Genomic DNA, 25,724 nt, shown 5'->3' with positions numbered 1-25,724 from the left:
GGCGTGGCCCGTTCGGGTGGCGGCGGGGTTCGGCGCGGCGGTCGGGCGGGACCGAGAGCGGTGTGCCTCTCGCCCATCCTGAACGCCCGCAGGTCAGGCCCGCGCTGTGGGCCGTCCTCGATGAGACCGGACAGCGTCCCCAGGCCTGCCGTGTTGGAGCAGGGCGTCCAGACCGGAGCGGTGTCGGCCGCGCGTCAGGCTGTCTGGCGGATGACGGCCCGGCCGGCGTGCTGGAGGTCCTCGTCGTCGGCGATGCTCCCGAAGTAGCCGCCGCCCCGGCGTGCGAGGGCGAGTTCGGCGTGGATGAGAGGGAGGGCGGGCGCGGCGGAGGGGCCCATCCGTTGCAGGCAGTCCAGGACGCGGCCGACGGTCGTGCTGTTCTCCTCCCACGTCTCCAGCAGCACGGGCAGGACGGTCCCCACCTGGGCAGGGCCGCCGATGTCGTAGATCGCGGCGGCGGCGCAGACCCGGGTTACGGGATGCCCGCCTTCGAGCATCTGCCTCAGGCGGGGTAGTGCTTCGCCCGCCGGCGCCCCGATCCGGCCGAGGAGATCGGCTGCGTCCTGGTCCTTGCCGGTGTCGAGCAGGGCGGTCAGCCGCGGCACCGTGTCGCCGGGATCGCCCTCGATGTCCCACAGGGCCTTGGTGGCTGCGAAGCGCAGGGCAGGGTCCTCGGCGTCGGCGATCGGCCGGATCACCGCCAGCGCGGCTGTGGCACCGGTGCCGATGGAGCCCAGGTTGTAGAGGGCCGCGCCCGCGGTACGCCAGTGCCCCTGCTCCAGGGCGGTGACGAGGGCCGTGGCGAGCGCCGGGACAGCCGCCGGGCCGCCGAGCTTGCCGAGGGCGGCCATGAGCGTGGGCGCGGATCCCCAGGGCCAGGAAGACAGGTCCGCGTCGGCCAGGAGCCGGGTGATCCTGGGCAGTAGTTCCCCGGCTGCTTGGGGGAGGTGTCCGGCGACCTGCAGGGCACGCCAGTCGTCGGTGCCGGTGTCGAGCGCCGTCAGCAGGCTGGGCAGGGCCCGCTCGTCGCCGAGGCCGGCCAACGCTGTGACCGCCTGCTGATGGGCCCGGCGTAGCAGCGGGTGTCGTGCGGCCCAGACGTTCGGGCAGGAGGTGGTGCGGTGGGCCTCCACGAGAGCGGCGAGGGCTTCGCGTGCCGGTTCGGCGAGGGCGGTGGGGAGTTTGCCGAGGGTTTCGGCTGCTTCGGCGGCGGTGTAGGGGTCGTCGGGTCGCAGGTTGTCGGCGAGGGCGAGGACGAGGCCGGTGTGGTCGCCGCGCCAGGAGCGGATCAGGTCCCAGGTCATGGTGATGGCGTCATGGCGGGTGGCCCGGTCGGGGCAGCGGAGTTGGGCAATGAGCAGGGCGGTGCGCTCGGGTACCCGTGCGTCCAGGGCCCGGTGGAGGGTGGTGAGCAGTTCGGTGGTGGGGGCGTGGATACGGCCGTGGCGGTCGAGGTCGTCGAAGATCGCCGCGAGCTGCGGCGAAGCGCCCTGGTCCGGTGCTGGTTCGGCGGCGGTGTTCAAGCAGCCGCACTGCCCGCAGTCCGTCGGCCGGGCTCCGACTTCGAAATCGGCCTCGGCCGCCCCGTCCTCGGGCTCCGGTTCGGGGGTGAGTTGCTGAAGCAGGCCTATCGCCGTCGGGACGAGGCAGGTGTCGATGGCCTCCGGCGTGCAGGCGGCCCGGTGAACGATGGCGGCGAGCCGGATGTCGGCGTCCAGTGCCGGGTCCGTGGCCAGAGCGGTGAGCCAGGCCGTCACCGGGCCGAGCGCGGTCGGCAGCCGCTGGGCCAGGGTCGCGGCGGCCTCGATCACCAGCAGCCGCTCCACGGTGCCGTTCTCGGCGGCCAGTCGCTCGCGCAGCAGGGCGAACGCCCGTTCGGTGTTGTCGAGGAACATCCCCAGGGCCGGGACGGCGGCCTGCCGTACCCGCGGGTCCGGGTCCGCCGCCTGCCGCACGAAGTCGTCGCCCCGCTCGCGCAGTTGCAGCATGGCGTCTGCATCGGGGAACGGCTCGTCGACGGACGGATCGTAGTTGGACAGGCCGTCTTCGTCGACAAAGGACAAGCGCTCCAGCGCTGAGCGCCCGATGCTGACCAGGAGCCCGACAACAGCTGCGCGGTCCGGCGTTCCGGAGTCGTTGGCGAGCGTGGCCAGGAACGGCAGGCTCGCCACCGTGGACTCGTAGACGGAGCCCTGGTGGAGGGCCGAGTTGTAGAAACTGCTGAACGCCTTCTCCCGGACGACGGAGTCGGGCGAGGCCATCTGCTCCAGCCACAGCGGTACGTCGTCGGCCGGACCGTAGGCGTGGCCCATGGACGACCAGTCGATGTGGTCGGCACCGTCAAAATTGTTGATCATGGGCCGCACAGTGCCACGAGACACTGACACAGCAGTCGCGCAGTGCTTCGTCATGGCGCATCATCGACACGACCCTGCATGCAACTGCTGCGCCTGGCCGCCGACGTCGACGACGCCGTCCACGACTACCTCCACACCGTCCAGGCCGGCACCCCGGTAGAGGCCGACCAGGCCCTCGCGCTGCTCCACCAACTGCTGCCCGACGTCCTCGCCCGCATCCTCCAGCAGGCCGAGCTCCACCACCGCCACCGCGGCGCCGTCGTCGCCGGCCCCGAAACCGAGAGCGACGCCACCACCTCCGCGCCGGGCCCGCCGGCTGACGCCGCTCCCCGGCCTGGTAGTCGTGACGGAGATCGTGACGCCGATCGTGACGCGCCCCCTGCGGCGAACCTTTCCGGCCCAGGTCAAAGCATTGGTGACCGCGAACCGGAGCCGACGGCCGAAGAGCGCTGGCGCGAACTGATGAGCCGTCGGCGCGAGGCCGAGGTGCCCACCCGGCCCGTCGAGCGAAACGGACCGTGGGAGTGGGTGCGCCCGCTCGCGGACGGCTGGGACCGCACCATGTGGCGCGACCTCGACGCAGCCGGGCCCCAGGCCCGCCCCGTGCACGTCCTGCTCCACCACGGCCGACCGGTCGGCTGGGTCGAGGCCGCCATCCACGACGTCCCCCAGTGGGCGGCGATCCTCCACGGCCGCCACGGCCTCCACGGCCGCCACGGCCTCCACGGCCGCCACGGCCTCCACGGCCGCCACGGCCTCCACGGCCGCCACGGCCTCCACGGCCTCCACGGCCGCCACGGCCTCCACGGCCTCCACGGCCTCCACGGCCTCCACGGCCTCCACGGCCTCCACGGCCTCCACGGCCTCCACGGCCGCCACGGCCGCCCCGGCCGGCCCGATTGGCCCGACCACTTCGTCCGCGAGCCGCGCCACGACCAGGTCGCCCTTCACTCCACCGCCCTGACCGCCATCGCCGCCCTCCAGGGCGCCCACCGCGACCGCGACCCCAAGGCCCTGCCGCCGGCGCCTGGCAGCACGCGGACCGACGCTGACCACCCGCCAGGCCACCGCTGTGACTGTGCACGGTAGATGGCCGGAGTTTTCGCGCTACATGGCCAGCCGGTCGGCGGCGTGTACAGCCTCTGCCTCAGGCCGGGCGGCGCTCAGCACTGAGGGCGGTGCCCGGGGTAGTCCCGGGCACCGCCCTCGCTGGTCACGTCGGTCGTCGCTCGGCGTGTGGGGTCCAGAAGGCGACGAGCTTGCCGACGCCGTGCTCGACGCTCTTCCAGGAGCCGGTGAAGGTGACAACGGCGATCGCGGACGTGGGGAAGCCGCTGCGGTTCAGCCGCGGCAGCAGATCGCCGTCCGCCTCGCCGGCGAGAGCGTCGGCGAGTGCGTGCAGGCCGGGGTTGTGCCCGACGACCAGCAGGTCGCCGACCTCGTCGCTGGTTTCGTTCAAGATGGTGATCAGCTCGCCGAGTGACGCCTCGTAGAGACGGTCGTCGTACACCGACTTCGGCCGCTGCGGCAGCTCGGCCGCAGCGAGCTTCCATGCGTCACGGCAGCGTGTCGCGGTCGAGCACAGCGCCAGGTCGGGGTTGATGCTGGCTCCGGCGAGCCAGCGGCCGGCGACCGGCGCGTCCTTGCGGCCACGGTCGGCGAGTGGGCGCTCGTGATCGTCGACATCGGACCATTCAGCCTTGGCGTGGCGGAAGAGCACCACGCGGCGGGTCGTCTCAGCACTCATAGCGGTCATCCTCGCCACCCCACCGGCCCTGTTCGAGGCGAACCGCGTGGGAGTCAGCCGAGCGGGTGAATCACCGTGTTATCAGGTTGATGGGGCGACACAAGCCTCTCCTGGACTGAGCGGGGCTGGCCAGGTAGCGCGAAACGGCCGGGCTCAGCGCTGCCACCGGGGCCGGTACCCGGACGGGGCCGGGGTCGTTGGGCAGGGCATGAGGGGTGCCGTCCCGGCCGATCAGGTCGCTGCCCTGGCCCCGGCCGAGCCGCAGTGGGTCGACAGCGGCCCAGGTCGACACCGCCAACCAGTTGCGAGCCCGCCGCCGGCGCCGGTCGTGTGCTGTCTGCTGGCGGGCGGGTTCTTCTTCGTTCGTCTGCCGCTGCTGCGCCGCCCCGGCCGGGGCCGCCCCGCCCCGCCCCGCCCCGGCTGGAGCTGGCCCTGTCCAGCAGTCGGCCCGCGCCCGCCGACCGGGACCTGGGCCGCCCGATCCTCGACTCCCCGCCGGTGCGCGGCTTGATGTGGCTGCGCTGGTCCGGCCACGACGGCACCCGCACCCTCCACCACGGCGCCGGCCTCGCCCGCGGCTGGGTGGAGAAGGACGTGGACGGCCTGGACGGATGGGTGGCCCTGGTCGAAGGCCGGATCGTACGCAGCGCCCGCCCGGGCCCCGCCGTGCCGGAACCCGTGGTGCACGCCGAGGCGTGGGACGCCGACGCGACGCTGCATGCCGCCCTCGCCCAGACCCCGCCCACCCCGACGACGACCAGAGCACGGACGAGGACGAGAGCGACGGCCTCGAGGACGGCCTGCTCGTCGAGAAGCTCGCCACCTACACCGCCTGGTGCGAACTGCTCGCCAAGGGCGCCGACAAGATCAAGGCGAAGGCCGCCCGGCACAACGGGGCCGCCGTCCACGACCACCGGCACTGGCGCACCGCCTACCCGCCCACCGGCCACGAGGGCTACCCACCCGTCGCCCTGGTCCTCACCTCCGGCCGCAAACGCGACCGCCCCGGCACCCGGCCCCTCACCCCCGAGCGCCCGGGCGAGACCACGCCGTTCCGCCGCCGGCACCTGGTCTTCGCCGCTCACCTGCCCGACCACCTGGCGGCGGCCGTCGCCGCGGTCGAGCAGGACGATCCGGACCGCGCGCCGGTGGTGGCTGCTGGTCGCCGACGCGGCCGGCCTCCACCTGTACCCGGGCATCACCGCCGTCCTCGCCCAGGCCATCGGGCCCGACACCGCCGAGACCGGCGGGCCGCTGCTGCTCCCGGCGGTGACCGGCGCGGCCTACCGGTGGCGCTGACCGCCCGCACGATGTTCACGGGAACGGACGTTGCGGGCAGGTGGGGCGCGGCACAGTGCGGGGGTGACTGCGATTCCCGCCCGCCTGGACCTGCCCGCACGCCGACGCCGCCACGCCCGGCTGATCGCCGCCCTGACCAGCACGGTCGGCCCGGCAGCTCTGCTGCGGTGGCGGAGCACACCTGGGGGAGACGTCGGGGGAGGCGTCGAAGGAGTGCTGACATCCCGGGAGTCGCCAGGCTGCCCGGACGCGTCACTTCACAGAAGGGCTCCGGACGTTCCTGTCAGCATCGTTCGCTGGTCAGGGCGGCCATCCCGCTGTTGTAGTTGATGTTCCCCCATCCCGCGGTGCAGGCGGCTGCTGTCAGGGTGCCGTCCGACCAGACTTCCTGGGCGGTCGTGTACTCGTGTCCGCGAAGGTCCCAGCCTTGGGTGCCGGGTATCCTCACTGCCACTCCGGCGCCGATCCACAGGCCCGGGTGTGCGTTGCGAAAGGCCGTCCACTCGTAGGTGTAGCCGAAGTTCGCCTTGCAGCTGGGCGAGTAGTACTGCTTGACGGAAGCGGCCGTTTCGGAGCCGAACTTGATGTAGGCGGTGGAGCCGATCTGGTGCGCGTCCGGGCAGCTCTGAATGTCGATGACCTGGACTGGCGAGGTCGTGCCGGCTTCTTGGGCGCTGGCCGTGGTGCCGGCCGTCACCGTGGTGGTTGCGCTCGCCGTGGCAGCCGTGGGCATCACCAGGCCCGCCACCACGGCGGCCGAGGCGAGGGTCGTTGCCAGGATTCGTCGCTTCATGATGTCCTTCTCCGTTCGGTGGACAGATTCCGGCAGAAGAGCCCGGCCCGGTTCCACCCTGCGGGCGGCGGTGATTGTCCATCAACGAGAAGACGGGAAAGTCCTGGCGGACGCCGGACAATCCCCCTTGTCCGCGGACAGGAGACTGGTAGTCCCCGCCCCGCCTGTGGCGGCCGTGGGCCGGCTTCCCACCCGTGGCCGCCAGGCCCCAGTACTCTGCCGCCCCCGGGTGCGGCCGCCGCTGCTTGGCGTGCCCGCTGGCCTGGCCGCTGCCCGCCCGTCGTCGCGGGGTGCCGTCGCCCGGCCCGGGCGTGTTCTCGGGCCGGTCTGCCCTCGCTCTTGCTGCGTGGCGGTGTGTTCAGTGCCACGCAGGAGTGGGTGAACCGTCTGGATCCAGCCCGTACGGCCACCTCTTGTCGAAGAGGCTGGTGCGCTGACCAGCGTCGGCGGCCTGCCGGTAGAGCGCTTCGGCCCCGTCATGATTGCCGGCCTTTTCCCGGATCTGTGCCAGCTGGGCCAGGGCGTAGTTGTGGCCGGCGGCGGCCCGGTGGGCGACGGCTTCGGCGCCTTCCCGATCTCCGGCTTTCTCCCGAAGTCGCGCCAGGTCGGACATGGCGCCGGCGTCGCCGCCGTCGGCGGCATGCCGGACAACGACGCCCAGCGTGACCTCGATCCGGCCGCCTTCGGCGACTGGCGGAAGCTGCTGGGCTGGACCGTGCAACCGGACGTGTGGCTGGTGACGGCGGAGGGCCACACCGTCGGCTGGGTCGAGCGCGGCGTCGTCGGCTCCGCCCGCTGGGTCGCGGTGTACGAGGGCTACTTCCTCGGCGACCCCGCCACCCAGGAGCCGATCCTGCACGACACCCCCGAGCAGGCCGCCCACACCGTGATGAAGGCGTACCTGCACCAGGTGTGACCAACTCCGCGCCCTGGCCCTCCCGGTGACCGGGGGCGACCGGGCGACGCCGGCGTTCGCCGCGTCGGGGAAGAGGAGAGGATCGGCCTCGGGACTGTCCTGTGCGGGTTACCAGGAGATCCTGACCTCCCCGTCCTGTCTCTCGGCACACCCACCGCGGCAGCCCCCACCATCTGGCTCCGAACATGATCGACCGGACTGGTCATGCCGTCCGCACCGGACAGGGGCCGTCGGACGCCGGCCGAACCACCGCAGGGCCCGCGCAGGTGTCATCGTAGGTCTTCCGCAGGTACCCGTGCGGACGTCCGGGAGTGTGAGCTCCTCGCGGGCCTTCCTCGCGTCGTCCAGGCTGCCCGAGGCGTCGCGGACCGAGCGGTCAACGCGCTGGTTCGGCGGAGGCGGAGACGACCGGCATTTCGAGGCCGCGGGCGGTGACCAGGTGGGCGGTGCCGTCCGCGAGGCGGTAGGACAGGCCCACCACGGCCGCCTTGCCCGCCTCGACGGCGTGGGAGAGGGGGCGGGAGCGCTCCAGCAGCAGGTCGACGGTGTGGCGCACGTTCTCGGCGATGAAGTCCGCGTTGTCGGTGTATCCGGCGGCGCGGGCGGCCAGCACGCTGGGGGTCACCCGCTCGACGACATCGCGTACGAATCCGCGCACCGTGGTGCCGTCGGAGACCGCCGTCTTGGCCGCGGCGACCGCGCCGCAGGAGTCGTGGCCCAGCACTACCACCAGCGGGCAGCCCAGTACCGCCACCCCGTACTCGATGCTGCCGAGCACCTCGGGGCCGGCCACGTGACCGGCGGTGCGGACCACGAACAGATCGCCCAGGCCCTGGTCGAAGATGATCTCGGCGGCCAGACGTGAGTCCGAACACCCGAACAGCACCGCGAACGGCGCCTGCGCGGGCGCGGTCTGACTGCGGCGGGCGGCGTCCTGGTTCGGGTGCTCCGGTATCCCGGTGACGAACCGCTCGTTGCCGGCCAGCAGCATCTCGAAGGCTTCCTGGGGCGTGACGGGCTGCGTGTTGTCGGTCATGCCCGCAGAGTACGGCCCGCTCCACACGCTCGCGCGGGCAGCCCGCGACGGCGGCCACGGCTTCCTGAGCGGCCGCCCGTCCCGCCCGGGCCGCGGGTGGGACGGCGGCCGGTCCGGGTGTCAGCGGTGCACCTCGTGCCTGTAGTCCTTGCCCTTCGACTTCGTGATCGTGACCCCGTCCTCCCGCCACCACCTGGAGATACCCCCGATCAGGGCGTAGAGCCCGGCCGCCGCGCACGCGAGGACGCCGGTCAACACGGTCCCCGAGCCGCCGAGCGCCTCCAGCGTCTGGTCCACGCGGAACACGCAGAGGTAGATGGCGGCCGCCCCGGCCAGGGCCAGCAGGAGCCACAGCGCCCGCCGCACCCGGGTGGGCAGGGTGCCCAGGATCCGGTACGGAACTTCCTTCTTGCAGGCGCCGCAGACGAGGACCTGACGCACCGCCCCCCGGGGCGGTCGGTCCACCGGGATCGGGTAGGTGATCATCCTCGTCTTCAACTTCGTGCCGGTCACGGTGGTCTCGATGATGTGCGCGTGCCTCGCGTGAATCGACGCGCCCAGACTCCTGGTGCCCATGCCACCCCCCAAGGTGCTGTCGGACGACAGCACGCTATCCCCTTGATGGCGACGCGAAACGCCTTTGCGGAAAGGGGACGTGGGTGATTTCCCGGCCTGACGCACCCCACCGCGGCGCTTCCGTCTCTCCCGCCCCACCCGTGGGCAACTACCCCTGCAGCGCGGAGGTTTGGCCACGTTCAGGTGGTTCGAAGTGGCCCGGGAGCGCCGTAGGGACGGCATGATCCCGGCCAGCCCATCTTCGACGGGGAGAGCCGCAGGGTTACGTCCTCAGGGGGACTCGTGAACTACTACCTCGACGTCATCAAGCGGTACGCCGACCTCGTCGGCGGTGCCCCCCGCTCCCGCGAAGCCCTTTGGTCACAGCGGCGGCGGGGCTCGCCGCGCCGGTGCTACCCCGACCGCGAACCCTGCCCCTCGACCGGGCGCTCAGCTCTTGGCGATGGCCATGCCCAGGAAGATGCCGACGATCAGTGCGCCTGCGCCGGCCGCCATCACGGACCAGGTGCCGCTGTGTGCGACGGCCTGCGTGGCCTGTGCGCCGGCCATGTTGGCCTCCTGCACGGCCAGGGCCGTCTCCAACCCGTGAACCTTGCTCTCCAGCTCTGCCGTCTCCACGACGAATCTCCTCCTGTGATGCGGGACCGGTTCGGTGCCGCGGTGAGTCGTCATCCGTTCCCCGCGGGACGTCTACGCGGTGCCCCGCGCGATTCATTCACTCGTTCGTGCACCCCGGAGCCGGTCGACGCGCTGGCGCCGGCCTCGCTCGCTCGCCCGTGCCGCCTGGCTGCCGGGCCTACGGGGTTGCCTCCCGCGGGCAGCCCTCGGCGAGGAGTTCGAGCAGGTGCTCCGTCACCGCCCGCGGTTCGCCGCTTCCCACCCACGTATAGAGGGCGGTGCGGCTCTGCGCGTCGATGCTCTGCAGGACGTACCCGTCGACCAGTGCACCGGCCCCTTCGCGCGCGCGGGCCAGGACTTGCCGGGGCGGACCCGTCTCCTCGACCAGGACTTCCATGTCCCCGGTGCTCGGGCAGTTGCGGAACTGGTGCACCCACTGCGTTGGCATACCGGCCATCCTGGCGTCCGCGGCCGGACTGTTCACCGTCCCTGTGAACCCTGGGTCCTGTGTCGAGGCCAGGCCCGGTTCCCGCCGGCACCACGGATCGCCCTGCCAGGGAGGGTGGTGCGGTTGCGCCGTCCGGGTGGCTGTCACGGACCAGGCCAAACCACCACGTTGCCGGCGTCGAACCGGAAATCAGTGGTGAGGCTCCTTGCAGACGACCGGGACGGTTACCGTGGTACTCAGGGCAGGACGAGCGGTGTGGGTCCGGCCGGCGACCGCCGCGGACGGCAACTCCGTCGCCGAACTCGTGGCGGCCGACCGGCCGCCGATGCTCTCCACCCCGCGGCCACTGCCCCGCACCAACGGAGCGCACGAGGGCCTACGGCGCCTGTACGTGGCCCACGACGGCTCCGGACAGGTCCTGGGCGCGATGGCGCTGCACCGCCACGCTCGCCCAGGAGCATCCGCCGAAGAAGTGACCTGGCTGCACTGCCGTGAGGACCCGGCCGTCGCGGCCGTCCTCGTGCGGGCAATCCGCGACAAGACCGCCGACCGGCATACCGTCGCCGCGTTCAGCCACCCCACCGAGTGGCCGCCCCACGTCCCGGGCCTCGCGCTGCACAACCGCCCCGTCACCACCGAGGCCTTCGCCGAAGCAGGCTTCCGAACCCGCCATCAGTGGCTCCTCCTCCACCGCACTGCCACCCCCACCCTCGCCGACGACCGCGCCGCGAACAAAGATCAGTACGCCCGCCCCGTGCCCTGGATCACTCCCGACGGCACCCTCCACACCACCCGCCCCATTCCCCCGCCCCCACCGCCCGCCGACGTTCAGCACCACCTGCTGCGCCGCTCGCTCGAGGTCCTGGACCAGACCGACGCACACGAGGCGCTGGCCACCGTCGACCTGCTCGCCCCCGACGCCTCCCCACGCTGCGACATCCTCACCCGCTCCGGCTTCGAAGAGGTCGACCTGCTGCGCTCTCTCGCCCTCTACTGACGCCTGGCCACGGCCATGCACCGCCAGCCCCGGAGCGCGACGCTCTCGCCCAGGCCGTCGACGACCTACCGGGGCACCTCGCCGTGCAACCCCCCGGCTGGTAGACGCCGACCTGGTCTACGAGACCGTTCAGGCACGGCTGTCATCAGGTGCTACTTCCATGATCGGGAGTTACGCCGTTCTCTTCACAGACCCAACCCTCGCGTCGGCGGCCGGTCGCCGACGCTGGAACACCTCTATTGGTGCGTTCCGCTCACCGGCCTCGCCGGCTGGGGCGGGGCACGAGGTGGTGGCCCGCTGCCGGCCGGCTCGTACTGGATGCGGTTCTGTGGCTGTGAGGCAGGGTTCGCCGCGACCTGGAGGGAGATTGGTCTGCCGTTCTGCCGTTCTGCCGTTCGGCTGGGGGGTGGGCCGGTCCGGTCGTCACCAGGTTCGGTGTGCGCGGGGAGCGGCGTGTGAGGCCGGCGGGAACGGTGTCGTCGAGCGATTTGGCAGGTGGGCGTGGATGGTTTTGCCGCTTCCGGGATCGAGCGTCAGGGTGAGGCTGTCGGTGAGTGCCGCCACCACGGTGAGTCCCCTGCCGTGGACGTCTTCCAGCGCCAGGCGAGCGGCGGGCAGGGTCCGGCTGGTGTCGCTGACGTCGATGGCGATGCCGTTGCGCAGGGCGGTGAGGGTGAGCCGCCCCGGCCCGTCGGTGTGCTGGACGACGTTGGTGGTGAGTTCGGTGACGACGAGGAGGGCGTCGGCGAGCAGGGCCGGGTCGTGCGGGCGGGTGCGGTGCAGGAACGACCCGGTGGCCGAGCGGAGACGGGCGATGCAGCCGGCGTCGTGGGCGAACGACAGACAGGTGCTGTCCGACGGCCGGGGGGCGTCAGGGCGGACGGACGGGGACTCGGTCACGGTGCTCATGGTCGGGGTCCTTCGGATCCCGCCCGTCGGGTAGGGGCGGGGGGAGGCGGTGATGCGTGAGGCGCGGCCCCCGGGACCGGAGGAGAAGGGGGGCCGCGCGGGCGGGCAGACCGGGACAGGACGGCCCGGGCGGCGATGGCGTGTCAGTGCTGGCAGGTCCAGTAGCCGTTGTGCCAGACCTTCTCCCAGTGGGCGGGCTGCCACACGTTCTTCCAGCCGGCGTCGTGCCAGACCTTGTGCCAGTAGCCGTGGTGCCACTGGTGGTGGCCGTCCCACCAGCCGGCGTGCCACTGGTTCTGCCACCAGCCGTGGTGCCAGGCCTTGGACCACTGTCCGGGGACGAGCTTGTTCTCCCACCAGCCGTGGTGCCAGGTGCACGCGCCATGGCCGTGCTGGTGCGTCTGGACAGCCGAGGCCGAGGCCGTGGCTGCGGCGGGGGCCGCGGACGCCGAGGCGGCGGTGGTCAGGGCCGCACCGCCGGCCAGTAGGGCGCCGGCCATGGCGACGGCCAGCGAACGCCGCGTACGCGTTGCGCGCATGGGGTACACCTCCTTCCTGAGACATGGGTACGGGATGAGGAAGGCCGGTCCCCGGGTCGCGCGTTGTCACACAAGCCGTCCCGCCCCTGAGCCCGGTGGTGCACCGGAACTGTTCGGCGGGGCGGACGACGCCGGGAAACCTTCCTGCCCCTGATTCGCCGTGGCCGCAGGCGCGGATTGGCCGGCCGGTCACGGGCCCTGGAAGCACAATCGTGCGCCGCGTTCCCGGCCGCACCATCGCGGGGACCACCCGGCGGCACAGCACGGCACGCGGCCGGCCCACCCGCCGTCCACCGTCGATGATGAGGCTGGTCGATTTTGGCCAACGCTGCTGTTCACCTCACTGCGTCCGGCTTTGAACGGAGTAGGGAGTCTGAGGAGCGACGAGCGCCATCGTGGGGAGCGATCGGCTGAGTCCTGCTTGATCACGCGCGTGTAGGGTGCGCGCTCATGATTGACAATTGGCGGGACGACAGGATCGGCAGTGCCCTGAAGGGCACGAACCCCACCGTGCTGCGGCGGCTTGACGCCGGCTTCGCGGTGATCGGCGACGTGCAGTTCCTGCCGGGGTATTCGGTTCTGCTGGTCGACGAGCCCGGCGTGGAGCGCCTGTCCGATCTTCCGCAGAGCAAGCGGACGGCCTTCCTGGCGGACATGGACCGGCTGGGTGAGGCCGTGGAGCGGGCCTGCCGGCGCCTGGACTCGGAGTTCCGGCGGGTGAACCTGGAAATCCTCGGCAATACCGACGGTTTCCTGCACGCGCATGTGTGGCCCCGGTTCGAGTGGGAGAGCCCGGACCTCGTCCGTTTCCCGGTGTGGCTGTATCCCGCGGAGAACTGGCGCGATCCCGCAGGCGCGCTCGGACCGCAGCATGACGCCCTGCGCGAGGCGATCGGCCATGAGCTCGATGCGTTGTCGGCCCCGGCTGCCGGTGCGGAAAGCGCGCGATGAGACGCGTCGGGGAGGGGCGGCCTGACGGCCTCCCCTCCCCGACGATCGGTGATTCAGTTCAGGGCGTTCTCGCAGGGGGATGACGTCGGTGCGGAGGTGGGGCATCGTCGGCCGGGCGGCCTCGGGGGTGGCCAGCGACGCGACGATGGTGATCGGCTGCTGGCAGTGCGGGCAGTCCCGGGGTTGCGGTCGGCTCCAGCGGATCGCGGGCCGCTGAGGGCTGTCGCGGGGCGGGGCGGGTCGGAGGTGGCGGTGGAAGTTCGGCGCGGGTGGTGGGCCTGGCCGAGGCGGCGGGCCCGTTGCGCGTCCAGGGCCTGGTCGCGGCGGTGCTCGGCTTCGCGGCGGCAGACCATCGAGCAGTGGACGGTTCGGACGGGATTCCCGGCCTGGAAGAAGTTCTCGCAGTCGGGGCAGGCCCGGGTTTCCATGTGGGCCTCGCTGCGGCGCGAGGCGGTGCGGCACTCGGGCGAGCAGAACTTCCGCTTCCGGCTCAGGTCGGTGGTGAACTCCTTGCCGCACTGGGGGCAGCCCCGCTGCTTGGGCAGGTGCGCGCCGCCCCTGCCCCGGCAGGTCGGCGAGCAGTACTTGCGCCGGCTGGCCTCATTTCGGCCGGAGCCGTCCGTTGCGGCGGGGACGTGCCAATCCGCCCGACCACCGGCGACGAATACAGTGCGAGTGACGAACGACCCGACTGCGAGCAGCACCCGGGAGGCCTCCATGCGAGCCGCACCCGCCCGTCCCGCCGGCCCCCGCCCACGGCTCTGCCGCCCACCTCGTCGCGAACGCAACCGGAGGCGGAGGTCATGAACTCCGTCGTCTTCCTGCACGGCCGCCCCGAGCCACCCGCCGACCTGAAAACGGTCATGGCGCAGGTCACCCGGGGCGACCACCAGGCGTTCACCTCCCTGTACGACGCGCTCTCGGGACCGGTCTTCTCACTGGTACGCCGGATCCTGCGGGACCAGGCCCAGTCGGAGGAGGTGATGCAGGACGTGATGCTGGAGGTGTGGCGCGCAGCCGCCCGCTACGACCCGGACCGCGGCGAGGTGACGGCGTGGGTCATGACCATCGCGCACCGCCGCGCCGTAGACCGGGTCCGGCGCTGCCGCTCGGCCGCCGACCGCGATCAAAAGGCCGCCGCCGCAGCGCAGGACACTCCGTTCGACGACGTCGCCGAACGCGCCGAAGCCCACCTCGACCACCAGCAAGTGCGCCACTGCCTGCGCCGCCTCACCGACCTGCAGCGCGAGTCGGTCCTGCTGGCGTTCTACAAGGGCCTCACCTACCGGGAGGTCTCCGAACAGCTGCGCACCCCGCTGGGGACCGTGAAAACCCGCATGCGCGACGCCCTGATCAGGCTGCGAGACTGTCTGGGAGTCCGGCCATGAGCACCCCCGCCGACAGCAACCTCCACCTTCTCAGCGGCGCGTACGCGCTCAACGCCGTCGACGACGACGAACGGGCGGCGTTCGAGGACCACCTCGCAGGGTGCGACACCTGCGAGGAGGAGGTCGCCGGCTTCGGCGCAGCCCTCGCCCGCCTCGCGACCGCCCACGCCATCGATCCCCCGGCCGCACTGCGCGCCCGGATCCTGGCCCGGACCGAGGCCGAACGCCAGCTCCCGCCCTCCCCCCGGCTCGCCCCCTCCACCGTGACCGCACGAAGAGCGCCCGACCACCGGCCACGCCCGCGTCGCTGGCCCCGCCTCGCTCTGGCCGCCTCCCTCACCGCCGCCACCGCCCTCGGAGCCCTCGCCGTGCAGCAACACGAAGAGGCCCAGCAGAACCGGGCCACCGCCGTGCAGCTGCGCGCCCAGCAGGCGGCCTTCGGTGAACTGCTGACCGCGCCCGACGCCCGAGTGACCACCACCACCGCGGCCGCCGCCGATCCCGGCACCGTCGGCACCGGCACCGTCGTCTGGTCGGCCAGCCGCAACCAGGCCGGCTTCCTCGCCTCCGGCCTCCCCGCCCCCCGCCCCGGCCACGTCTACGAACTCTGGCTCGACCACGGAGGGACCCTCAGCCCGGCCGGCCTGCTGCCGGAAGGCAACGGCGCCCTCGTCCTCACCGCGCCTCTCAACGGCGCCCGCGCCGTCGGCGTCACCGAAGAACCCGCGGGAGGATCCGACCAGCCCACCACCCAACCGGTCATGGCCCTGCGTCTCACCGGGAACCACACCACGTAGCAAGGAAGGCCTTGAGGTCGACTCGGGCCCGTTCGCCAGGTCGCGCTCGGTCCTCTCGAGGGAGCGCCCGCATTCCACCGGCGTGGAGTCGACGACCCAGACGGTGCCGGTCCACAGCGAGGAACCCCCCGCCAGCAGCCGGTCGCCCGTGAGATCAGATCGGCGGCCTTACGCAGTCGCCTGTCTCAGCCCGACCGCCGGGGCAGGTAGGCGAACAGGTCCCGCAGGCGGGAGGAGGTCATGACGGACCGGAGGCGAAGCCGAGCAGGGCCTGCAACACCGCGAGGGTGACCAGTTCGGCGTCGGCCCCGATGCCGATCGCCGACAGCAGGTCCCGCCGTCCGCGGTGATCCGCGCGGTCCAGCCTGCACTACCTCCGCGCGGGCTTGCGAGGTCCGTATAACCCGGGCGCCGGCTCGCACAGTCGCTCCCGGGCGAGGGTCTGGACGGCGCTGGTGCGTCGGCGGCCGTCTCCTTCGTCGTGGCCGCCGTGCAGCCAGCCCGGTGCGTCGGCGTGGGCGGCGCCGAGTTCTTCGAGAAGGTCCCACTGGTCAGGAAGCAGGCTCATGATCGTTCCTCCGGGCGCAGGTTGGCCCTCATCCTGCCGCAGCCCGGCGCCGGCCAAGGGCGATCCCGGGGGAGAGGCCCCGGGGTAGTGATCGAGCCCCAGCGCATCAGTGCGACCAGCATCCTTGCCCAGCTGCCGGACCGCGCATCGGTCGCTCGAACCGGGAAACGCACGGCTTGGTCCACCTCGACTGTGCCGGTCGAATGCCGCCTTCCCTCCGGCGCGAGACTTCCGGACCCAGGACTTCCAACCCGTCCACCAGGCAGGGAGAACGTGCCCAGCGGACCCTGGCACCTGTCGGCGTTTCCGTGTCCTTGCATGGCCGTTGGCAGTACCAGCACAGCACCGCGCCTCATGCTGCTACCGACCTGCGGCGGATCGGTCGAGCGGTGCGTTGCCGAGCCGTCGGGTGCCCGGATGGACTATGTCCGTGGGCGCTGCGCCACTAAGCGTGATCACTTTATGAATGGCATACCCATCGGTCGCGCATCGGACGGCTCGCCACCCATCGGAGGTGCATGCCCGTTCACATGTGGCGCCGGGTCCTGTGCCCGGACGCAGGTGATTCATCGTCCGCGCGGCCCCTGGCCCGCCGCGGTGCTCGATCCGGGCCACCCTCCAGAAAGACGGATCATGCAGCCTCCTCGTTCACCCCGCCTCCTGCTGCTCGCCCGCCGCGTCGAACGCCCGCTCGCCGGCATGGGCGTTCTGGCCCTCGCCGCGGCCGGCGCCCTGGCCGGTCTCACACCTGGTGTCAGTTCCGCCTCCAGCCACCGCGAGGCGCCGTTGATCGCGGGCGACCCGCGGGCCGACAACACCGACGTGTACGCCTTCGTCAGCCCCGACAAGCCGGACACCGTCACGTTGATCGCGAACTGGATCCCCTTCGAGGAACCGAACGGCGGCCCGAACTTCTACGCGTTCGCCGACGACGCCCGCTACAACATCAAGATCGACGCTGACGGTGACGGCAGGGCCGACACCACGTACACCTGGACGTTCAGCAACCACTACCGCGACGACGCGAACCAGTTCCTCTACAACACCGGTGTCGTCAACAATCTCGACGACCCGACGCTGAACTTCCGCCAGACCTACACCCTCACCGAGACCCACGCGGACGGGTCCACGAGGACGCTGCTCACGGACGCGGTCGCGGCCCCGTCGAACACGGGCCAGGCGTCGATGCCGAACTATGCGGCGCTGCGTCAGCAGGCCATCCGCGAGCTGCCCGGTGGCGGGCAGACCCTCGCCGGGCAGGCGGATGACCCGTTCTTCCTCGACCTGCGGGTCTTCGACCTGCTCTACGGCGGGAACCTCAAGGAGTCCGGTCACGACACCCTGAGCGGCTACAACGTCAACACCATCGCCATCCAGGTCCCGAAGAAGGACCTCGCGCTGAAGGGTGACCCGACGCGCAACCCGGTGATCGGTGTCTGGTCCACCACCGACCGCAAGGGCGCCACCGTCGTCGCCGACAAGGGCGGCGAGGGCAAGGGCGGTGAGGGCGCGGGCGCGGACAAGGGCGGCGAGGGCTTCCACCAGGTCTCCCGGCTCGGCAACCCGCTGATCAACGAGGTCGTCGTCCCGATCAAGTACAAGGACGCCTTCAACGCGCTCAGCCCTGAGAAGGACGCCACCGTCACCCCCGTGGTCGACAAGGTGAAGGACCCGATCGTGCCCAAGCTCATCCAGAGCGTCTACGGCATCCCGGCCCCCGCAACCCCGCGCAACGACCTGGTGGAGATCTTCCTCACCGGTATCTGCAAGGCCTGTGGCCCCATCCAGGCCGACCTCAACTCCCAGCAGCTGAACGCCGACGTCAGCAAGGACAAGTTCCTGCCCGGCGAGGAACTGCGCCTCAATATGGCCGTCCCGCCGTCGGCATCGCCCAACCGCCTGGGCGTCCTCGGCCAGGACCTGGCCGGCTTCCCCAACGGCCGCCGCCTGGCCGACGACGTGGTGGACATCGAGCTCCAAGCCTTGGAGGGCGCGGCCCAGAGCGGCACGATCGTGCCCGCGCTGGCCGCGGGTGACGGCGTGAACGCCAACGACCACGCCTTCGGCAAGACCTTCCCCTACGTCGCGCTGCCCAACACCGCAGCCGTCAACCAGGCCACCTCCGACAACCCCGCAGGCGGCGTCGCCGCCGGCCTGGGCGGCCTGTCCCTGAGCGGCTTCCCGATCGCCGGCGCCAGCGCGCTGGGCGGGGGCGTCCTGCTCACCGCAGCCGCCGTCATCGCGCTGCGCCGCCGGCACAGCGCCCAGCAGTGACACCTGCGCTCCACCCCGGCCGCCGGCGCCTTCTCGAAAGGAGCCGGCGGCCCGGGCGCAGGCCGAGCCGTCTCCGCCGTCCGGCCGCCGTGGCCGCGCTGGTGCTCGGCGTGGCCCTGGCCGGAGCCGGCACGGTGAGCCTCGCCACCGGGTCGGCATACACGGGGCCCGCCGCTGTGCAGGACATCGGCGAGATACCCGGACGCTTGTCCGACGCCGCGGGCACGGCACCCGCGGGCCGGCAGGCACCGCCGGTGCGGATACGGATACCCCGGATCGGGGTGGACAGCGCCCTGACGGACCTGCGGGTCCAGAGCGACGGCCACCTCGGCACCCCGGACGACCCGCAGGTCGCCGGCTGGTGGAACCAGGGCCCCGCCCCCGGCGGTCCGGGCGCCGCGGTGATCGTCGGGCACGTCGACGCAAGCACCGGACCGGCCGTCTTCGCCGGACTGTCCGTCCTGCGCCCGGGCGACACCATCACCGTGGACGCCGCCGACGGCACCACCAGCACCTTCACCGTGCAGGCGCTGCGCAGCTACGCCAAGGACGAGTTCCCCGACGAGACCGTGTTCGGGGGCTCTCCCGATCCGAGCCTGCGGTTGATCACCTGCGGGGGCACCTATGACCGGAGTAGCCGGGAGTACCTCTCCAACCTGGTGGTCTTCGCCGGCCCCGCAGCCGGCAGCCGGGCCAGCAGCCCGGCCGGCGCCTCCACGACCTGACCGCAGATCCGTACCAGACCATCCCTCTCTGGAGTCCGCCGTGAACCGACGCCGCCGTCTGCTGCCCACCGCCGTGGTCACCGTGCTCGGTGTCGGCCTGTTCCTCGCCGGCGGCCTTGGACTCGCCCCGTCGGGGGGAGGCGGTCAGTCCGCCTCCGACAGCAGGGCCGGCGACGAGGGCGGGACGGGTGTCGGCCTGGACGCGGACATCCGGGGCCTGCAGCAGCATCTGAAGGCGGCACCCGGTGACACCCTGGCGATGGCGTCGCTCGGCCTGGCCTACGTCCAGCAGGCCAAGATCACCGGCGACCCCTCCTACTACCCGAAGGCGCAAGCCATCCTCACCGAGTCGCTGACCGCCGAGCCCGCGGAGAACTTCACCGCCATGGCCGGCATGGCCGCCCTCGACGCCGCCCGGCACGACTTCACCTCGGCCCTCGACTGGTCGCAGAAGGCGATCGCCGTCAACCCGGACAACTCCACCCTGTACGGGACCCTCGCCGACGCCTACACCCAGCTCGGCCGCTACCCCGAGTCCTTCGACGCGGTGCAGCGGATGGTCGACCTCAAACCGGGCACACCGTCGCTGGCGCGCGCCTCCTACACGTGGGAACTGCGGGGCGACACGGCGGCGGCCACCGCCCACATGAAACGTGCCTTCGACGACGCTAACACCCCCGCCGACCGGGCCTTCACGCTCTACCACCTCAGCCAGCTCGCCCTCGACAGCGGCGATGCGAAGACAGCGCTCACCCACGCCGAAGCGGGCCTGCGCACCGCGCCGGCCACCGCATCACTCCTGGAGGCGAAGGCCAAGGCCGAAGCAGCCCTCGGCGACACCACCGCCGCCGTCGCCGACCTCCAGCGCGCGGCCGGCCAGGTCCCTCAGCCCGAGTACGTCCTGCAGCTCGGTGAGCTGCTCCAGTCCGTGGGCCGGCAAACGGAGGCGGAGCAGCAGTACCAGGTGTTCCGCAGCGAACAGAGACTCTTCACCGAGAACGGCGTGGCCCTGGACACCGACGCCGCCTTGTTCGAAGCCGACCACGGCGACCCGGCGGCGGCCCTCGCCATCGCGGAGCAGGGTCTAAAGACCCGGCCATTTCTGGAGATGCACGACGCCTACGCATGGGCGCTGCACGTCAACGGCCGCGACCAGGAAGCGCTCGCGCAGTCCGCCGAGGCCCTTTCCCTTGGAACGCGCAACGCCCTCTTCTACTACCACCGAGCCCGGATCCTGCAGGGGCTCGGACGGCCGGGCGAGGCTCGGAGCGAACTGGAGAGCGCGCTGGCGATCAACCCCGCCTTCCACCCCCTTCATGCCCCGGCGGCCCGCGCCGCGCTTGCCAAACTGGGGAACCCGAACAGCGCAGGCTGAGAACGGCGCGGCCCCTACCGCTTCGGCTGCGGGACGTGGCTCGCGTCACCGCCGAGCCCTGCGTAGAGGTCGGTCCAGCGGCGGTCGGTGTCGGTCGGCGGCTTGCCGTCGCAGAACGCCTTGGTGCCGTTGGCGGTGTAGAAGCGCATCATCTCCAGCACCGACCGCGGATCCGACTTCTCACCGCCGGTGTACTTCGTGCCCGGGTCCTGGGCCTGGTGCTGGAGGCAGGACGGGGACGGGGTGCCGGGCTGGGCGTCGAAGCTGCCGTCCGCCGCACCGCCGCAGGCCGTCAGCAGAGGAGCGGCGAGGAGAAGGAGAGACAGCAGGTGCGCCGAGCGAGTGGTCACGGTGAGCCTCCGGTACGGGCTGGTGTTCACAGGGTCGACGGGAGGCTGCGGACGACCAGCCCCAGTCCGACGGTCAGGATGAGCAGCGCCGTCAGCAGGGTGCTGTACGGCGTGATTCGGCGCAGCCGCCCGATGATCGGGCCGTCCGCCGCGCCCGCTACCCGGTCTCCGAGGCGGACCAGAAGCAGGCCGACGGCGGTCAGAGTGGCGGCCATACCCAGGCCGTAGGCGACCACCAGGGCCGCGCCGAAGAGCGTGCGGCCGAGCGCGATCGCACCCAGCAGAACGACCAGGGCAGAGGGGCTGGGCACGAGGCCACCGGCGATGCCGAGGCCGATCAGACCGCGGCGGCCCGGTGCCGCCGGGTCGTGGTGGTGATGATGGGCGCCTCCGAAAAGGCCGTGCCGGTGCCCGGGATCATGGTCGCGCCCATGATCACGGTCGTGGTCGGACTCGTGGTGCGTACGGCCGTGGTCGTGCCAGTGGCCAGGGTCGTCGTGCGAGTGGCCAGGCTGCTGTGGATGGGCTTGATCACCGTGGTCGTGGCCGTGGCCACCGTGCGCATGGTCGTGGTGTGCGACAGGGTGCGGGTGCTCGTGGGGGTGGTCGTGCGGGTGCGGGTGCGGGTGGTCGTGGTGACCGGTGGGTGCTGCTGACGCGTGGGCGAGTTCCCTGGCCGGCTCACTGTGGGGATGCGTCGGGGAGTCCGGGTGGCTCCGGGGCTGTCGGGCGCCTCGGGTGCGCCGCAGCGCGTCCCTCAGCAGACCCGCGCCGACCATGATGACCAGGGCGCCGCTGAGCACACCCAACCAGCCGAGCAGCCGATCGCCGGCCAGGGAGGAGAACGTGGTCAGGCACAGCCCGATGATGAGGACGCCCGCGGTGTGGGTCACCGTGACGGTGGCCCCGACGGTGACCGCGTCGCGGGCGCGGCCGCGGCGGCCCGCCAAGTAGGCGGCCATCACGGTCTTGCCGTGCCCGGGCAGGAGGGCGTGCCCGGCGCCCAGCACGATCGAGAGGAGCACGGCGAGCAGGCCGAGGGGGACGGTGAGTCGCTGGGCCGCGCCGAGTTCGGTGAGTCGGGTGTCGAGGCCGGCCAACCAGGCCGCGGGCCCGGAGCCGCCCCCCGTCACGCTCGTCCCCTGAACGGGTGCCGCGCTTGCGCCCGGCCGTGCACGGAACTGGGCGTGGGTGATGCCGCTGGGGCTGTCGAGCAGGTCGCGCGGGTAGTCCCGCAGTTCCTGGGAGAGCGACTGAGCCGGGATGTCCGAGTGGTCGAGGGTGGTGCCGTCGCCGCGAGCGGTGATCTCGTTCCAGCCAACCCGGCTCGGGTCGCTGCCGCTGGCTACATGCAGTGTGGTGCCGGCGGCTGGGAGGCTCAGGTCGGTCCGCAGTCGGCATTCCAGGCGGCTGGTGCGCAGGCCTGCGGCACCGTTCTGGTAGTGGAACTGCGCGGAGTCCGTACGCCAGGTCAAAGGAGTGGGCGCCTCGTCGGTCGTCACCTTGAGTCGCTGGGCGGTCTGTGTGCACTGTGCCGTCGCCCAGGCGTCGCGCTCGGCGTCGTCGAGCGTGCCGTCGCCGTTGCGGTCGACCTTCGGCTGCTCCTGGAGGGTGGGAATCTCGGCGGCGTCGGTGACGGCGAGGGCTTCGAGACTGTCCGGGTGCACGGTGAAGCCGAGGTAGTGGTTGAGGGAGAAGTTCCCCAGCGGATGGGCGTCGGCGCCAGATGCGGTGAGGCCGATCAGGAGCAGCGCGCCTGACACCGCCGCACCTGCCCGGACGAGGACTGATGGGACCGCCACGCTGGGCCTCCGGGTACGGGGCCGGCTGCCGCGGCGGCGAAGCCCGGCCCGGCAGGAAGAGGATGGTGGACCCGATGGCCCGACCCACACCATCCGGGCCAGGCAGTGGCAGGGGATTGGCACCACTCCGTCGCGGGCGATGACGTCACTCACCTGGGGTACCGCTTCCGGATATTCGTTCCCATCGATCGAATGCCGGATCGACGCCCGGGCGGCCCCACGAGAAGGGCGCCGGTGCGCACCTCCGCGAGCCCCGGCGCGCCCCGTGACACGACCTCTCAGTTGCGGTGATAGTGCAACTACGAGATCGAGGCGCTGTGTACGGTGCCTCGGCCGTGGATTCAGGAAGGACGCCCATGGCTTCCTCATCCGTAGCACCCTCCCAGGACCCGCCGAGACCCGCCCGGGCAACCGCCGTGGCGTCGATCACCCGTCAAGAGTGGCGGCGGCTTGCCGGGATGGGCGGCTTCATCGTCGCCCTTCACGTCATCGGCTGGGTCACGCTGGTCGCCGTCGTCGCCCCGGAGCACCACACCATCGGCACCAAGAGCTTCGGCATCGGGATTGGCGTCACCGCCTACACCCTCGGCATGCGACACGCCTTCGACGCGGACCACATCGCCGCGATCGACAACACCACCCGCAAGCTGATGGAGCAGCGCAAGCGGCCCCTGTCGGTGGGTTTCTGGTTCTCCCTCGGGCACTCGTCCGTCGTGTTCGCCCTGGCCGTCCTGCTGTCCTTCGGCGTGAAGGCCCTGGCCGGACCGCTGCAGGACGACGGCTCCCGGCTCCACCAGGTGACGGCCCTGATCGGCACCGCCGTCTCGGGCTCGTTCCTGTACCTGATCGCGGTCGTCAACCTCGTCATCCTCGTCGGCATCTGGAAGGTCTTCCGGCAGATGCGTGCCGGCCATCTCGACGAGGCCATGCTGGAGGAGCAGCTCGACAAACGCGGCCTGATGAACCGGGTGCTGGGCCGGGTGACGAGGTCGGTGAGCAAGCCGTGGCAGATGTATCCGCTGGGGATGCTCTTCGGTCTCGGGTTCGACACCGCGACCGAGATCGCACTTCTGGTGCTGGCCGGCTCCGGGGCGGCGTCGGGCCTGCCCTGGTACGCGATCCTGTGCCTGCCGGTCTTGTTCGCCGCGGGGATGTGCCTGCTGGACACCATCGACGGGTCGTTCATGAACTTCGCGTACGGGTGGGCGTTCTCCAAGCCGGTCCGCAAGATCTACTACAACCTGACCATCACCGGATTGTCGGTCGCCGTCGCCCTCATCATCGGCACCGTCGAGCTGCTCGGCCTGCTCGCCGACAAGCTCGCCCTGCACGGCGTCTTCTGGGACTGGATCTCCGGCCTGGACCTCAACACGGTCGGCTTCGTCATCGTCGGCCTCTTCTTCGCCACCTGGGTCGTCGCGCTCGCGGTGTGGAAGTTCGCCCGCATCGAGCAGAAGTGGAGCACCCCCGTCCCGGCCACGACGCCACTGGTCGCCACGAACGAGGGCTGACAGCTCGGCGGCCGGCCGACCGCCGGGAACGGATGACGGGGAGAAGTGCGCCCGGGCGGGTGACCTCGCTGGTCCATGGGAGTGAGGCGACCAGGCCGCGCCCGCCCCGCTCGCGAAGTCGTGACGGGATCCGGTCCACAGTGCCGAGTGCGGCTGCCCAGCCGGATCCCCCCTCCGCGGCCATCGGTCCGGAGAGGACACCGCCCGTCACGGAAGCGAGAACCCCACCCGCATGAACGTCACGCGCCGACCTGCCCGCAGAAGCTCCGCCGCCCGCACCGCGGCGATCCTCACCACCATGAGCCTGGCCCTGGCCAGCAGCGCGATCCTCGGCTCCGGAGCCGGTGTCAGCACCGCCTCCAGCCACCGCGAGGCCCCGCTGATCGCCGCGGACCCGCAGGTCGACAACACCGATGTCTACGCCTTCACCAGCCCCGACAACCAGGACACCGTCACCCTGGTCGCCAACTGGCTGCCCTTCCAGGAGCCCAACGGCGGACCGAACTTCTACCCGTGGGCCGACGGCGCGCACTACGACATCAACATCGACTCCCAGGGCACCGGCCGCCCCGACGTCACCTACCGCTGGACCTTCCACACCGAGGACCAGCGCGGCACCAACACCTTCCTCTACAACAACGGTGTCGTGAACAACCTCACCGACCCCACCCTGCTGTTCCGCCAGTACTACACGCTCCAGGAGCTGCGCCCCGGCTGCGACCCGGTCACCCTGGTCGAGCACGGCACCGCCGCCCCCTCCGACACCGGCCGCGCGTCCATGCCCAACTACGCCGGGCTCCGTCAGCAGGCGACCGTCCAGCTGCCCGGCGGCGGCCAGACCGTGGCGACCCAGGCCGCCGACCCGTTCTTCCTGGACCTGCGGGTCTTCGACCTGCTCTACGGCGGCAACCTCTCCGAGGTCGGTCAGAACACCCTCGCCGGGTACAACGTCAACTCCCTCTCCATCCAGGTGCCCAAGAGCCGCCTCGCCTACAAGGGCGACCCGAACCGCAACCCCGTCATCGGGGTGTGGTCCAGCACCGAGAAGCAGACCCTCAAGCTCAGCCCCGGCAAGGCGGAGCCGGCCGGCAAGTTCGTCCAGGTGTCCCGCCTCGGCAACCCGCTCGTCAACGAGGTCGTCCTGCCCGCCGGACTCAAGGACGCCTTCAACTCCCTCCCGCCGTCCGAGGACCACAACCAGCCCGCCGTGGTCAACAAGGTCCTCAACCCCGAGGTGCCGCAGCTGATCCAGGCGATCTACGGCCTGCCCGCCCCGGCCACCCCGCGCACCGACCTCCAGGAGATCTTCCTCACCGGCATCGCCAAGGCCACCGGCGGCCCCTTCCAGGTCGACCTCAACTCGCAGCTGATGAACCAGGACATCAACCCGAAGAAGTTCGTCCCTGCCGAGGAACTGCGCCTCAACATGTCCACGCCGGTCACCGCCAACCCGAACCGGCTCGGCATCCTCGCTGGTGACTTCCAGGGCTTCCCCAACGGGCGCCGCCTCACCGACGACGTCGTCGACATCGCCCTCCAGGTCATGGAAGGCGCCACCCCCGGCAACCTGATCCCCGCCCTCGCCGCCGGCGACCAGGTCAACACCGCCGACAAGCCCTTCGGCGCCACCTTCCCCTACGTCGCGCTGCCGTACGACAAGGCCGTCAACCAGCCCAACTAGCCCGACTGAGTGGCGGGTGGCCGGCGCCTACAACCAGGATGCCCGCCACCCGTCGCCCACACCGCTC

23 protein-coding genes are annotated in these 25,724 nt (G+C 71.7%); 10 read left to right on the top strand and 13 right to left on the bottom strand.

Annotated elements, in window-relative coordinates; genetic code table 11:
* Positions 1 to 194: 194 nt before the first annotated feature.
* The 5 genes from ACIF6L_RS31720 to ACIF6L_RS31700 all read right to left on the bottom strand — a co-directional run bounded on the left by ACIF6L_RS31720 (position 195) and on the right by ACIF6L_RS31700 (position 6,809).
* Positions 195 to 2,357: a HEAT repeat domain-containing protein gene (locus tag ACIF6L_RS31720; protein WP_396490920.1), complete on the bottom strand. Its 2,163-nt coding sequence runs from the start codon at positions 2,355 to 2,357 to the stop codon at positions 195 to 197.
* A gap of 60 nt (positions 2,358 to 2,417) precedes the next feature.
* Complete coding sequence (locus tag ACIF6L_RS31715; protein WP_396490919.1) at positions 2,418 to 3,425, bottom strand: hypothetical protein; 1,008 nt, start codon at positions 3,423 to 3,425, stop codon at positions 2,418 to 2,420.
* Positions 3,426 to 3,570: 145 nt separating this feature from the next.
* Positions 3,571 to 4,104, bottom strand: coding sequence for a SixA phosphatase family protein (locus tag ACIF6L_RS31710; RefSeq protein WP_396490918.1), 534 nt, complete (start codon positions 4,102 to 4,104; stop codon positions 3,571 to 3,573).
* A gap of 1,582 nt (positions 4,105 to 5,686) precedes the next feature.
* A complete protein-coding gene (locus ACIF6L_RS31705; protein WP_396490917.1) occupies positions 5,687 to 6,196 on the bottom strand; it encodes a hypothetical protein in 510 nt (169 codons plus the stop codon).
* Positions 6,197 to 6,554: 358 nt separating this feature from the next.
* Entirely contained in the window at positions 6,555 to 6,809 is a 255-nt protein-coding gene (locus tag ACIF6L_RS31700; protein ID WP_396492619.1) for a hypothetical protein, read from the bottom strand.
* Positions 6,810 to 6,836: 27 nt separating this feature from the next.
* On the opposite strand from ACIF6L_RS31700, the gene ACIF6L_RS31695 reads away from it, so the two are divergent.
* A complete protein-coding gene (locus ACIF6L_RS31695) occupies positions 6,837 to 7,112 on the top strand; it encodes a hypothetical protein (RefSeq protein WP_396492617.1) in 276 nt (91 codons plus the stop codon).
* Positions 7,113 to 7,488: 376 nt separating this feature from the next.
* Here the strand turns inward: ACIF6L_RS31695 and ACIF6L_RS31690 are convergent, their stop codons facing one another.
* The 4 genes from ACIF6L_RS31690 to ACIF6L_RS31675 all read right to left on the bottom strand — a co-directional run bounded on the left by ACIF6L_RS31690 (position 7,489) and on the right by ACIF6L_RS31675 (position 9,790).
* Positions 7,489 to 8,148, bottom strand: a complete 660-nt coding sequence (locus ACIF6L_RS31690) for a carbonic anhydrase (RefSeq protein WP_396490915.1) — start codon at positions 8,146 to 8,148, stop codon at positions 7,489 to 7,491.
* 120 nt (positions 8,149 to 8,268) lie between these two features.
* Entirely contained in the window at positions 8,269 to 8,757 is a 489-nt protein-coding gene (locus tag ACIF6L_RS31685) for a hypothetical protein (RefSeq protein ID WP_396490914.1), read from the bottom strand.
* Between the two features lie 396 nt (positions 8,758 to 9,153).
* Positions 9,154 to 9,342, bottom strand: coding sequence for a hypothetical protein (locus ACIF6L_RS31680; protein ID WP_396490913.1), 189 nt, complete (start codon positions 9,340 to 9,342; stop codon positions 9,154 to 9,156).
* 178 nt (positions 9,343 to 9,520) lie between these two features.
* The gene (locus tag ACIF6L_RS31675) at positions 9,521 to 9,790 is read right to left on the bottom strand and encodes a hypothetical protein (RefSeq protein ID WP_396490912.1); all 270 of its coding nucleotides are present in this window, start codon (positions 9,788 to 9,790) and stop codon (positions 9,521 to 9,523) included.
* A 253-nt stretch (positions 9,791 to 10,043) separates the two neighbouring features.
* Here ACIF6L_RS31675 and ACIF6L_RS31670 point away from each other — a divergent pair, with 253 nt between their 5' ends.
* Positions 10,044 to 10,787: a hypothetical protein gene (locus ACIF6L_RS31670; protein ID WP_396490911.1), complete on the top strand. Its 744-nt coding sequence runs from the start codon at positions 10,044 to 10,046 to the stop codon at positions 10,785 to 10,787.
* 423 nt (positions 10,788 to 11,210) lie between these two features.
* On the opposite strand, the gene ACIF6L_RS31665 is transcribed toward ACIF6L_RS31670, so the two are convergent.
* Entirely contained in the window at positions 11,211 to 11,696 is a 486-nt protein-coding gene (locus tag ACIF6L_RS31665; protein ID WP_396490910.1) for an ATP-binding protein, read from the bottom strand.
* 143 nt (positions 11,697 to 11,839) lie between these two features.
* Positions 11,840 to 12,235: a hypothetical protein gene (locus ACIF6L_RS31660; protein WP_396490909.1), complete on the bottom strand. Its 396-nt coding sequence runs from the start codon at positions 12,233 to 12,235 to the stop codon at positions 11,840 to 11,842.
* A 450-nt stretch (positions 12,236 to 12,685) separates the two neighbouring features.
* Between ACIF6L_RS31660 and ACIF6L_RS31655 the strand changes: the two genes are divergently transcribed.
* The 6 genes from ACIF6L_RS31655 (at position 12,686) to ACIF6L_RS31630 (ending at position 20,313) form a co-directional block, all read left to right on the top strand.
* The gene (locus ACIF6L_RS31655) at positions 12,686 to 13,186 is read left to right on the top strand and encodes a diadenosine tetraphosphate hydrolase (RefSeq protein ID WP_396490908.1); all 501 of its coding nucleotides are present in this window, start codon (positions 12,686 to 12,688) and stop codon (positions 13,184 to 13,186) included.
* 803 nt (positions 13,187 to 13,989) lie between these two features.
* Positions 13,990 to 14,574: an ECF RNA polymerase sigma factor SigK gene (gene sigK / locus ACIF6L_RS31650; RefSeq protein ID WP_396490907.1), complete on the top strand. Its 585-nt coding sequence runs from the start codon at positions 13,990 to 13,992 to the stop codon at positions 14,572 to 14,574.
* Positions 14,571 to 15,371, top strand: coding sequence for an anti-sigma factor domain-containing protein (locus tag ACIF6L_RS31645; RefSeq protein ID WP_396490906.1), 801 nt, complete (start codon positions 14,571 to 14,573; stop codon positions 15,369 to 15,371). Before sigK ends, ACIF6L_RS31645 begins: the two co-directional genes overlap by 4 nt.
* Positions 15,372 to 16,572: 1,201 nt before the next feature.
* Complete coding sequence (locus ACIF6L_RS31640; RefSeq protein WP_396490905.1) at positions 16,573 to 18,213, top strand: DUF4331 domain-containing protein; 1,641 nt, start codon at positions 16,573 to 16,575, stop codon at positions 18,211 to 18,213.
* A gap of 206 nt (positions 18,214 to 18,419) precedes the next feature.
* Positions 18,420 to 18,938, top strand: coding sequence for a class F sortase (locus tag ACIF6L_RS31635; RefSeq protein WP_396490904.1), 519 nt, complete (start codon positions 18,420 to 18,422; stop codon positions 18,936 to 18,938).
* Positions 18,939 to 18,978: 40 nt separating this feature from the next.
* Positions 18,979 to 20,313 (top strand): tetratricopeptide repeat protein, encoded by a 1,335-nt coding sequence (locus ACIF6L_RS31630; RefSeq protein WP_396490903.1) that lies wholly within the window; start codon positions 18,979 to 18,981, stop codon positions 20,311 to 20,313.
* 14 nt (positions 20,314 to 20,327) lie between these two features.
* Here ACIF6L_RS31630 and ACIF6L_RS31625 read toward each other — a convergent pair whose 3' ends face one another.
* Together ACIF6L_RS31625 and ACIF6L_RS31620 are read right to left on the bottom strand one after the other, a co-directional pair.
* Positions 20,328 to 20,663, bottom strand: a complete 336-nt coding sequence (locus tag ACIF6L_RS31625) for a hypothetical protein (protein ID WP_396490902.1) — start codon at positions 20,661 to 20,663, stop codon at positions 20,328 to 20,330.
* A gap of 26 nt (positions 20,664 to 20,689) precedes the next feature.
* The gene (locus ACIF6L_RS31620; RefSeq protein ID WP_396490901.1) at positions 20,690 to 22,426 is read right to left on the bottom strand and encodes a high frequency lysogenization protein HflD; all 1,737 of its coding nucleotides are present in this window, start codon (positions 22,424 to 22,426) and stop codon (positions 20,690 to 20,692) included.
* A gap of 464 nt (positions 22,427 to 22,890) precedes the next feature.
* Between ACIF6L_RS31620 and ACIF6L_RS31615 the strand changes: the two genes are divergently transcribed.
* Both ACIF6L_RS31615 and ACIF6L_RS31610 read left to right on the top strand, forming a co-directional pair.
* A complete protein-coding gene (locus tag ACIF6L_RS31615) occupies positions 22,891 to 23,976 on the top strand; it encodes a HoxN/HupN/NixA family nickel/cobalt transporter (RefSeq protein WP_396490975.1) in 1,086 nt (361 codons plus the stop codon).
* Between the two features lie 232 nt (positions 23,977 to 24,208).
* On the top strand, positions 24,209 to 25,657 hold the full coding sequence (locus ACIF6L_RS31610) for a DUF4331 domain-containing protein (RefSeq protein ID WP_396490900.1): 1,449 nt from the start codon (positions 24,209 to 24,211) through the stop codon (positions 25,655 to 25,657).
* The last annotated feature ends 67 nt before the right edge of the window (positions 25,658 to 25,724 follow it).

This window comes from Kitasatospora sp. NPDC086009, assembly GCF_044540385.1.
Classification (GTDB): Bacteria; Actinomycetota; Actinomycetes; order Streptomycetales; family Streptomycetaceae; genus Kitasatospora.
This window is presented reverse-complemented; position numbering and strand designations above follow the sequence as displayed.

Excerpts from the sequence above, each read along its gene's own strand:
- ACIF6L_RS31720 (WP_396490920.1), bottom strand. The coding sequence starts at position 2,357 with ATGATCAACAATTTTGACGGTGCCGACCACATCGACTGGTCGTCCATG.
- ACIF6L_RS31710 (WP_396490918.1), bottom strand. The coding sequence starts at position 4,104 with ATGAGTGCTGAGACGACCCGCCGCGTGGTGCTCTTCCGCCACGCCAAG.
- ACIF6L_RS31705 (WP_396490917.1), bottom strand. The coding sequence starts at position 6,196 with ATGAAGCGACGAATCCTGGCAACGACCCTCGCCTCGGCCGCCGTGGTG.
- ACIF6L_RS31700 (WP_396492619.1), bottom strand. The coding sequence starts at position 6,809 with ATGTCCGACCTGGCGCGACTTCGGGAGAAAGCCGGAGATCGGGAAGGC.
- ACIF6L_RS31695 (WP_396492617.1), top strand. The coding sequence starts at position 6,837 with ATGCCGGACAACGACGCCCAGCGTGACCTCGATCCGGCCGCCTTCGGC.
- ACIF6L_RS31690 (WP_396490915.1), bottom strand. The coding sequence starts at position 8,148 with ATGACCGACAACACGCAGCCCGTCACGCCCCAGGAAGCCTTCGAGATG.
- ACIF6L_RS31675 (WP_396490912.1), bottom strand. The coding sequence starts at position 9,790 with ATGCCAACGCAGTGGGTGCACCAGTTCCGCAACTGCCCGAGCACCGGG.
- ACIF6L_RS31665 (WP_396490910.1), bottom strand. The coding sequence starts at position 11,696 with ATGAGCACCGTGACCGAGTCCCCGTCCGTCCGCCCTGACGCCCCCCGG.
- ACIF6L_RS31660 (WP_396490909.1), bottom strand. The coding sequence starts at position 12,235 with ATGCGCGCAACGCGTACGCGGCGTTCGCTGGCCGTCGCCATGGCCGGC.
- ACIF6L_RS31655 (WP_396490908.1), top strand. The coding sequence starts at position 12,686 with ATGATTGACAATTGGCGGGACGACAGGATCGGCAGTGCCCTGAAGGGC.
- sigK (WP_396490907.1), top strand. The coding sequence starts at position 13,990 with ATGAACTCCGTCGTCTTCCTGCACGGCCGCCCCGAGCCACCCGCCGAC.
- ACIF6L_RS31645 (WP_396490906.1), top strand. The coding sequence starts at position 14,571 with ATGAGCACCCCCGCCGACAGCAACCTCCACCTTCTCAGCGGCGCGTAC.
- ACIF6L_RS31640 (WP_396490905.1), top strand. The coding sequence starts at position 16,573 with ATGCAGCCTCCTCGTTCACCCCGCCTCCTGCTGCTCGCCCGCCGCGTC.
- ACIF6L_RS31610 (WP_396490900.1), top strand. The coding sequence starts at position 24,209 with ATGAACGTCACGCGCCGACCTGCCCGCAGAAGCTCCGCCGCCCGCACC.